At 37.5% G+C, this 8594-nt stretch carries 8 protein-coding genes and 2 pseudogenes; 8 read left to right on the top strand and 2 right to left on the bottom strand.

Annotation, left to right across the window (positions count from 1 at the left end; all coding sequences use genetic code 11):
• Positions 1–26: 26 nt before the first annotated feature.
• The gene (locus B5G52_RS21525; RefSeq protein WP_087534689.1) at positions 27–1985 is read right to left on the bottom strand and encodes a TonB-dependent siderophore receptor; all 1959 of its coding nucleotides are present in this window, start codon (positions 1983–1985) and stop codon (positions 27–29) included.
• 273 nt (positions 1986–2258) lie between these two features.
• Here B5G52_RS21525 and B5G52_RS21520 point away from each other — a divergent pair, with 273 nt between their 5' ends.
• Genes B5G52_RS21520 through B5G52_RS21500 form a run of 5 tightly spaced genes read left to right on the top strand, consistent with a single transcriptional unit; the run spans position 2259 to position 6620 of the window.
• Positions 2259–3065, top strand: a complete 807-nt coding sequence (locus B5G52_RS21520; RefSeq protein WP_087534688.1) for a sulfite exporter TauE/SafE family protein — start codon at positions 2259–2261, stop codon at positions 3063–3065.
• A gap of 12 nt (positions 3066–3077) precedes the next feature.
• On the top strand, positions 3078–3932 hold the full coding sequence (locus B5G52_RS21515; RefSeq protein WP_087534687.1) for an MBL fold metallo-hydrolase: 855 nt from the start codon (positions 3078–3080) through the stop codon (positions 3930–3932).
• 13 nt (positions 3933–3945) lie between these two features.
• A complete protein-coding gene (locus tag B5G52_RS21510; protein ID WP_087534686.1) occupies positions 3946–4296 on the top strand; it encodes a TIGR01244 family sulfur transferase in 351 nt (116 codons plus the stop codon).
• Complete coding sequence (locus B5G52_RS21505) at positions 4293–5969, top strand: bifunctional protein tyrosine phosphatase family protein/NAD(P)/FAD-dependent oxidoreductase (RefSeq protein WP_087534685.1); 1677 nt, start codon at positions 4293–4295, stop codon at positions 5967–5969. The genes B5G52_RS21510 and B5G52_RS21505 overlap by 4 nt, the downstream gene beginning before the upstream one ends.
• Before the next feature lie 36 nt (positions 5970–6005).
• Positions 6006–6620: a bifunctional 2-polyprenyl-6-hydroxyphenol methylase/3-demethylubiquinol 3-O-methyltransferase UbiG gene (locus tag B5G52_RS21500; protein WP_087534684.1), complete on the top strand. Its 615-nt coding sequence runs from the start codon at positions 6006–6008 to the stop codon at positions 6618–6620.
• A 50-nt stretch (positions 6621–6670) separates the two neighbouring features.
• Here B5G52_RS21500 and B5G52_RS22580 read toward each other — a convergent pair.
• A pseudogene (locus B5G52_RS22580) lies at positions 6671–6838 on the bottom strand (transcriptional regulator); the annotation flags it as partial.
• Positions 6839–6915: 77 nt separating this feature from the next.
• On the opposite strand from B5G52_RS22580, the gene B5G52_RS21495 reads away from it, so the two are divergent.
• The 3 genes and pseudogenes from B5G52_RS21495 to B5G52_RS21485 form a co-directional block, all read left to right on the top strand.
• On the top strand, positions 6916–7173 hold the full coding sequence (locus B5G52_RS21495) for a YfhL family 4Fe-4S dicluster ferredoxin (protein WP_087534683.1): 258 nt from the start codon (positions 6916–6918) through the stop codon (positions 7171–7173).
• Between the two features lie 170 nt (positions 7174–7343).
• Positions 7344–7925: pseudogene (locus tag B5G52_RS21490) on the top strand (type I restriction endonuclease); the annotation flags it as partial.
• Between the two features lie 199 nt (positions 7926–8124).
• The coding region (locus B5G52_RS21485) for a hypothetical protein (RefSeq protein WP_140394363.1) at positions 8125–8594 on the top strand (470 nt) is incomplete at its 3' end.

The following is an 8594-nucleotide window of genomic DNA, read 5'->3' as shown; positions in this document are numbered from 1 at the left end:
TAAGAAATTGCACTTATTATCCGAATCTAGGGTTGAATAAAAAAAGGCTTATCAAGCAACAGCGAATCTGCCGATGCACTAATCCCAAAAAGTCCATAGCTTTTAGTTGACGCGGTTCCAAAAGGTAAATAATCATATTGGGAGAATGGCTCATAAGCCCCAGCTGACTGTTTATCTGCATAAAAAGAATAGTTAGCGTTGAGCTGTAGATTTTTTGCTAGCTTTGTATCGTCAAACAAATAATTCACTGCAATGTAGCCACTATCCGCGGGCATCATAGGAAGTTCTTCAGTTGTTTGCGCTAACTCACTATTAATCCATGTATAGTTTGCTTCGACGGACGTTTTTTCATTAATCTTCCAATTTAGTTCAGCTTCTACACCATCGATAGTGGCGTTGTTTTGTTTTTGAACGTATATGGGGAGCGAGGAGTTTTGATCAAACGATAAGGAGTTTGCTTGGTATATATAGTCGTCTATTTTGTTATGGAAATAGGTTATTGTACTCTCTAGTTTATTTCCTAAATAAGTTAAGCCAATTTCTTTATTTAAGGAATATTCTTCTTTTAGTTCAGGGTTACCTATTTGATATGCAGCCACACCACCATGAATACCATTTGCGTAAAGGTCGAATATTGAAGGAGCTTTAAAACCTCGTGCAACCCTGTTCATCAATAGCCATTGGTTGTCAAGCTTCCATGTTATACCAATTGATCCACTCAGTGCCTGCCATTGATGTTCTGTAAAATCACTAACCCATGCTTGTTTTGTATTAATAGCTTGTTGTTTTATTGAGTCATAACGAGCACCGAACTCAGCTATATATAGATCGGAGTCTAATACTTCATATAGAAATATCGCTCTGGAATTATAGTCAGCATCCGGTACTAGTGTGCCAATTGAGGTGTTCTGATTTTTATTAACAAGCTCAGTGCCAAATTGGCACTTCCAACCATGTACTTGTGGGTGATTGAGTGTAATAGTGGCTTGCTTTCGCTCTAAAGAGATAGCTAAATCTTTATTATATTCCGTTAATTGTTGATAGGAAGCGCCTGTTACTGCATCCCTCTCGTTTTTTTGTAGGCTCAGTTTAATATTAGCTGACCACTGAGATAAAAATTCATAATTTAAGTTTGCTGCAAAGTTTTCGTTGCGTAACTTTTGACCTGTAGGAAGGCCATTCGGTTGTAAGAAGTTTTGATCGTTATTCCAAATGTTTACGCGAAAATCCGCATCCCAGTGGTGGACGGAATACCCTATGGCAACATCAGCATTTTGAATATTGAAGTCTGTAAAAGGAATTTCGCCTGTAAACTTTGGAGCATTTAGTGTTTGTGAATCGTAATAAGATTGCGTGTTTGGTGTTTTAAAATTATCAGCCGCAGACTCCGTTAAAGCTGCATTCCAGCCCCACCTTTTTGAGCCACCTGACAAACTCAGATTATAATCCTTTTGAGAATTATTTGTTTGATACGCTAGCCCTACATTAGCATCAGAAATAATGTTATCTGCGCCAATGGGAATATCGCTGCTTATTAAATTAACAACGCCACCTATTGCATCTGCACCATATAAGACACCCATCGGCCCTTTTACTAACTCTATTCTTTGGGCCACTACAGGTGTTAAACCTGGAGGATGGCGAACACCAAACTGTAAAAAGTCTTGCGCCACTGAATTCCATAAAATTTTTATTCTATTTCCACTCAAACCTCTGATCACTGGCTTCCCAGACTGGCTGCCTGTTGATATTGAGCTAACACCGCTGTAACTGGCTAATGAATCACCCAAAGATAAAGTCTGTTTTAATCTCTTTTCTTGCCCATTTAGTATTTTTATTGCTGCAGCAGAATCAAGAACCTTAGTAGCAAAAGGAGAAGCGGTTACAGTTATTTGCTCTATTTCTGATTGACTATGCTTGTCTTGATTTGCAAATAAAGAATTAGAAAACAGTAGTAATAAAAGTATCAATTTAATTTGATTCATATTTAGCCCTTACAAAAGTAAGATGTTATATTATATCTCAAAATTAAAGTTGACAAGGTGTTGTTTGTTTGTTTTTAACATTAGTGTTGTCTAATATTGAAAATAATATATGTAAATCAATGCCTTGTGTATTTATAAAATGTTATTTTTCTGGCTATTATCCATTATCTTAAAAATAGATTGCGTGATTCACCTTTTTTAATTAGACATATTGCTACTTGGTTGTTATAACATTTAATTATATTATATTCTTTTTAGTTTGGGGTTTGCGGTATGGTTATTCTTGGATACTTAATGGCCGTTTTTATGGGGCTAATTCTTGGCGTTATAGGGGGGGGAGGTTCGATACTTACAGTTCCTATCCTTGTTTATCTAATGGGCATTTCACCAGATATTGCAACGGGATATTCATTACTTTTAGTTGGAGCTACAGCGGCATTTGGCGCAATTAGATATTTTCGTGAAGGGCTAGTTGATATAAAAGCTTCAATACTCTTTGCGATACCCTCAATTGTAGCTGTATACCTTACTCGCGCCTTCTTAATGCCAAATATCCCAGACGATATACTTTTATCGCCCATACATATCACTAAAAATACAGCGATTATGGTTTTATTTGCCATCTTAATGTTGGCATCGGCTGTAATGATGTTACGTAAAGCGTACAAATCTCAAGCTGTAACTAACTCCGCACCTTCTATCTCAAACCCTAGTTCTAAAGTTGCTTTAATAATGACAGAAGGCGCTGTAGTTGGTTTAGTGACAGGTGTTTTAGGGGCTGGAGGCGGCTTTTTAATTATACCCGCACTTGTTTTATTTCTGGGAATGCCAATGAAAAACGCGGTTGGTGCGTCACTTTTTATTATTTCGCTTAAATCATTACTCGGATTTGTTGGTGATTTACAAGCGGGCATTTCTCTCGAAGTGCCATTACTTCCGCTTATGCTCGTTGCTACTTTTATCGGTATGGCTATTTCAACAAAAGTAGCGAGTAAATTAGACGGTGCGTCATTGCAAAAGTTCTTTGCCTTTTTCACTTTGGTAATCGCCATATTTATTATTTCTAAAGAGTTAATCTAGAAGGAAAAAACGATGAACGTTGAAACATTTTACGACACAACAACCGCTACTTTTACTTATGTCATCGTTGATAAAGCAACAAGTAAGTGCGCTGTTATTGATTCTGTGCTTGATTATGACGCTTTTTCAGGAAAGTCATCAACCGTTAATGCAGACAGAGTGATTGAGTTTATTAAAAGCAATAATTTACAAAATGAATGGATTTTAGAGACTCATGTTCATGCAGACCACATAACAGCTGCCCACTACCTAAAATCTAATGTTGGAGGAAAAATAGGCATAGGCAGCGGTATCAAAGCAGTATTAGCTACTTGGTTACCTGTATTCGAAATGTGTGATGACACGCCAAGCGATGGCAGTCAGTACGATGAATTATTTGAAGAAGGTGACACATTCAATATTGGTGATCTTAATGTAACCGTCTGGCATACACCAGGTCATACACCTGCTTGCGCAAGCTTTTTAATTGATAACTCTATTTTTGTTGGTGACACTATGTTTGCACCCCACCTTGGGACTGCTCGATGTGACTTTCCAGGCGGTAGCGCAAAAGATTTATATAATACAATCCAGCGATTCTTCACTTTGAGTGATGATACTAAGGTGTATTTAGGCCACGATTACCCAAAAGAGGGTTCATCACCACTTTCTTGTATTTCAATTGCTCAAGCTAAATCTGAAAATGTTCAAGTCTCGCCGAGTGTAACAATGCAAGAGTACATTACCAAGCGTGAGAAAAGGGATGCAACACTAGCAGTGCCTAAATTACTACTACCCGCAATTCAATGTAACTTGAGAAATGGCCAATTTTTAAAATCTGAACAGACAGGTAAACCTTTTATTAGAGTTCCTGTTAATTCAATCTAGTTGGAGAGATGTTATGAACATTAAAAAGTTATCTGATGATGTATCAGTATCACCCCAAATAAGTATTGAAGATTGTACAGAAGTATTAAAAATGGGGTTTAAGAGCATTATTTGTAACAGACCCGATGGTGAATGCGAAACACAACCTTTATTTTCTTCTATTAATGAACAAGCTCATGAGCTTGGTATATTAACTTATTATCTACCCGTCATTAGCGGTGCAATTACAGAAGAAAACAAGCAAGAATTTGAGTTTGCCCTTAGTAAGCTACCAAAGCCTATTCTTGCATATTGCAGAACTGGCACTCGTTCAGGGATTCTGTATTCAATGGTTAATGCAAATAGTGAGGGTGAACGATTATGACCTTTAAGCGAGTAACACCTGAATTATCTGTATCGGCACAGATAACGCTGAACGATTTGCAGCATATAAAAGAACAAGGCTTTAAATCTATTGTCTGTAACCGACCAGATGGTGAGGGAGCTGATCAAATTAGTTTTGCTGCAATAGAAAAACAAGCAAATAATTTAGGCTTAAATTGCCATTACTTACCAGTTGTAAGTAGTAAGGTGACCGATAATGATATTAAAAACTTTGAAAATATTGTTAGAGACTTACCGAAACCTATTTTAGCTTATTGTAGAACAGGTACTCGCTCAATCACGTTATGGGCCATGAGTGCACCAAAAACATATTCTTATGAAGAGATTTTAAATTTATCACAAAAAGCGGGCTATGATTTAAGTGGCGTTATTAGACGCTTAAAAAATAATGGTGAAACGCAAATCAGTAAAGCTGATTTTTCTTACCCGATTGTGATAATAGGTGCTGGGGCAGGCGGTGTCGCTGTTGCTGCGAGTATTAAGTCACGTTCACCAGAGAGTGAAATAGTCATTATTGAGCCCAATGAAATACATTATTACCAACCAGGTTGGACATTAGTTGGCAGAGGGGTTTTTACTCCTGAGCAAACGGTTAAAACTACAGCTTCCGTAATACCTGATGGTGTAAAGTGGCTTAAAGGTGCGGCAGCTGCATTTATCCCCAATGAAAATTTGGTAATAATTGACGGTTGTAGAACGGTTAAGTATGAGCACTTGGTAGTATGTCCTGGAATTAAGCTTGATTGGCATGAAATTGATGGGCTCAGCGAAACATTAGGTGAAAATGGCGTAACCTCAAATTATAGGTACGATTTAGCACCCTATACTTGGGAGTTGGTGCAAAATCTCAAGAAGGGAAAGGCGGTGTTCTCTCAGCCACCAATGCCGATAAAGTGTGCCGGAGCTCCCCAAAAAGCCATGTATTTATCATCTGACTACTGGTTTAAAAACAAAGTAATTAATAATATAGATGTGGAGTTTTACAATAAAGGCGAAGTTCTTTTTGGTGTTAAAGAGTATGTACCAGCTCTACTAGAGTATATTAAAAAGTACGATGTCAATATGAATTTCAATCATGAGTTAATTGCTGTTGATGGAAAGCAAAAAATAGCGACTTTTAAAGTGGTTAATGGCGAAAATGAATCTGTGGAAAAAGTTAAATTTGATATGTTGCATGTCGTGCCCCCTCAGTCTGCTCCTGACTTTATTAAAGTGAGCCCACTTGTTGATAAAAATGGCTGGATAGATGTTGACCAATCAACATTACAGCATAAAAAGTTTAGTAATATTTTTGCATTAGGTGATGCTACTAATGCGCCAAACGCAAAAACGGCTGCTGCTGCAAGAATGCAAGCACCAGTTGTTGCTACTAATCTTTTATATGCGAGAGGATTATCTAAAAATCAAGCTATATATAACGGTTATGGTAGCTGTCCACTGACTGTTGAACTTGGTAAAGTCGTATTAGCTGAATTTGGTTATGGTGGTAAAGTAATGAATAGCTTTCCGTCATGGATTATTAATGGTAAACGCCCATCTAGACTTGCTTGGCTACTAAAAGAAAAACTGTTGCCGCCTATTTATTGGTTAGGCATGTTAAAAGGCAGAGAGTGGATGGCAAAACCAGAGAAGCTATCAGATAAATCAGACTAGCAACCTTATCAACTTTGATATTAATGAGGCTTAATAATGAATAATCCTATTGACTTTTGGGACGACCGATTTGCATCAAGTGACTATGCTTATGGCAAAGAGCCTAATGATTTTTTAAAAGAAAATACACATTATATTACGGGCGAAAAAATATTGTGTTTAGCTGAAGGGGAAGGGCGTAATGCTGTTTATCTAGCAAAGCTAGGTTACGAAGTTACTTTAGTAGACTTTTCAAGTGCCGCCCTTGCTAAGGCTAAGGCCTTAGCACAAGAGCAACAAGTTGAAATAACAACTGTACTCAGTGATCTGTCACAATATCAAATAGCTGAAAATAGCTGGGATGCAATTATCATGATATTTGCACACCTTCCTCCAGCAGTTAGAAAGCAGGTGCATTCTCAGTGTGTGTCTGGATTATCAGAAAATGGTGTACTTATAATTGAAGGTTATACGCCTTTGCAGCTTAATAACAACACCGGTGGCCCAAAAGACCAATCGCTTTTATATACTCAACCAATGTTTATTAATGATTTTTCAGCACTTTCATTTATTATTTTTCATGAGGTAGAGCGAGAAATAAATGAAGGGGTTTATCACTCTGGTAAAAGTAATACATTGCAGCTCGTTGCGTTAAATCGAGATCATAATTAAAGCTTAAAAATTAAAAACACAAACTACCATAACCTTTGAATCGATATTATTTAATAACGCTTTAATACCTGAACAATAGACGTTGGCACATTCTTGCCTTCAGTTGGCGCGGTTGTTAACTCATATAAACGAGTTAAATCGTCGAGTGTTTGCCACAAAAGTAATAGCTGCCTGAATGAAATAAACCGAGTAACTTTAAACTTTTTTGTTGTTTGAGATCAATAAAGCGATAGAGAATAAAATGCATAATTTACGGCTGTAATTTTATGCTAGCAATATGCAATGAGGTTAGATAGTGGCTTTACTGATAAATAGTAAATGCATTAACTGCGACATGTGCGATCCAGAGTGCCCAAATGAAGCTATTTATATGGGCGCTAAAATTTATCAAATAGACCCAGATAAATGCACTGAATGCGTAGGCCACTACGACAAACCCACCTGCGTGAGTGTATGCCCCATTGACTGTATAAAGCCCGATCCTAATCATCGTGAAAGTTTAGATGAACTGGCAGAGAAATATGTGAGGTTAACGGGTTCGCTAGTTGATTAGTAATTGAGTTAGCCCGATTTGAAAGCGAGAGGCAATCTATCTCCTTTTAAGTTTATCTTTTATTTTTGCTAATTCGCCATATTTTATATAGCATCACTAAATCGCACGAAACGCGTTGAATCAACGAGTTGTGCGCACTCATAGCGTAGTATTTAGGGATGGTTTAAGTTATGGATAAAAGAAAGCTCAGCGAAACCGATATAATCAGTAAGTTTATCCTACCCGCAGTTAAAACAGCAGGCTGGGACGACATAACTCAAGTATGCCAAGAGGTTAAACTACGTGACGGTAAAGTAACCGTTCGTGGGCAGCTTGGTGTGCGTAAAACGGTTAAATCGGCTGACATAGTGCTTTACCATAGACCCAGCATGCCACTGGCTGTTATTGAAGCTAAAGCGAATAAGCACGAAGTAGGTAAAGGCCTTCAACAAGGCTTAGATTACGCCAGGCTGCTTGATGTGCCGTTTATATTCGCCTCTAATGGCGATGGCTTTATATTCCACGATAAAACCAAGCCAGGCACGTCTAATGCGCATAACCTTGAAACCGAAATACGCTTAGAAGATTTCCCATCACCGCAAGAGCTTTGGGCTAAATATTGTGCCTACAAAGGCTATACCGAATCGCAATTACCCATAATCAACCAAGCCTATTACGATGATGGTAGTGGCAAACACCCGCGTTACTATCAGCTACAAGCAATTAATAAAACAGTAGAGGCTATATCGTCAAGTAAAGACCGTGTACTCCTAAGTAGTTCCATGAAAAATGCATCAAGAGAACAAATTAGGAGCTTAGTTGTTGCCCTCTCGCCACAAAAGGAGCAACACCGCACTTTTACTAAAGTCGATGAATTAATGACACTTTGTGACCAACTTAAAGCTTGTTTAAACGACGCGCAAACCACTAAAATTCACTTCACCGACGCCATAGTCGAACAGGCTTTATAATATGCAATTAGCTACTTTTTTAAGAAATACAATTTTAGGTGATGATGCAGAGGGGCGTGCTACTGAATTTGTTAAAGTGCAAAAGAATAATAGTAAAGAAGGTCTTATTGCTATTTCGTTAGAAGAAGATACTTTCCTATCTTATATCATTTGGCCTATGAATACATTTCACATCATTGCTAGAATGCTTGATACTTTTGATGTGTATCAAAACGTAGTATCTTTAAAAAACTATTGTGAACTCCCCTATAAAGGCTCAACAGGAAGGCATGCGCGAACGTGGACCGAATCTATATTATCTAATGAAAAAGTAATTAAAGTTACCCACCGATTTTATGAGCTTTTGTACAATTTATTTAAGAGTTCTAATGCAAGTCAACAAGTTAGTGATTTACTCCAGAACCGAACTTATTTTAGTCAGTTAATAGAGTTATTTAATGCAATCCTAGATTCGGATAATAAGTGCAATTT

The sequence above is a fragment of the Pseudoalteromonas sp. A601 genome, from assembly GCF_002165575.1.
In the GTDB taxonomy this organism is placed as follows: Bacteria; Pseudomonadota; Gammaproteobacteria; order Enterobacterales; family Alteromonadaceae; genus Pseudoalteromonas.
The sequence above is the reverse complement of the archived record's forward strand: the minus strand, read 5'-3'. Positions and strand labels throughout refer to the sequence as shown.